This is a genomic window from Rothia sp. HMSC075F09, assembly GCF_001810515.1.
Lineage (GTDB): Bacteria > Actinomycetota > Actinomycetes > Actinomycetales > Micrococcaceae > Rothia.
Map to the genome: position 1 here is coordinate 1 of NZ_KV801769.1, position 617 is coordinate 617.

1 protein-coding gene is annotated in these 617 nt (G+C 54.3%); it reads left to right on the forward strand.

What is annotated here, in order from left to right:
• Nucleotides 1-47: 47 nt before the first annotated feature.
• Complete coding sequence (locus HMPREF2749_RS00780; RefSeq protein ID WP_070593026.1) at nucleotides 48-386, forward strand: hypothetical protein; 339 nt, start codon at nucleotides 48-50, stop codon at nucleotides 384-386.
• The last annotated feature ends 231 nt before the right edge of the window (nucleotides 387-617 follow it).

Sequence of the window (617 nt, forward strand, 5' to 3'; positions counted from 1 at the left end):
CCAATCCCGGCGGCACCGACCAGCAAATCAGAAAAGGACACAACATCATGACTATCAAGGTTCGCCGTAATCGTTCTCGCGACTGGAAGAACGACCGCTACAAGGTTACCTACTACCCGGAGCCGCGCTCTTCGTGGTGGCCCGCGCTTGAGTTCGAACGCTACCCCCGCGACCCTCACGGTGGAACGGGCCCGGCGGCTTACTTCCGTGGCGAAAAGCTTCCCGCTGATGACCTCATGGCAATTGATATTCACATTCACTTTGACGAGGATATGAAGCTGGAGATTATTTATTTCCGCAAGAATAAGTACATCACGGAGGAAGAGGCTTACGCGGCCATTGTCCGCTATGTTGAGCAGCAGGGCGGCCTAGAAGTCGTAGAGTAACCACAGGGGGCGGTTCAGGGGAAACTCTGAGCCGCCCCTCTTCTATGCTTTCCGGGTCAGTGGCGCGCTGAAATTTTCTCGAAGAATCCGCCGCCACACCTTGTTTATATCCGTTCAGCTGTGCTACAATATAAGTGCAGGGAAAACACGGGAGGGAAACCCCGAAACCTTACCGGCGAACCCAACCGGGAACGCCGCCAGCAAATCAGTTAGGAGAAAATCATGTATGAG

Bases quoted from the DNA above. Each gene is read 5' to 3' on its own strand.
- HMPREF2749_RS00780 (WP_070593026.1), top strand. From the start codon at position 48: ATGACTATCAAGGTTCGCCGTAATCGTTCTCGCGACTGGAAGAACGAC.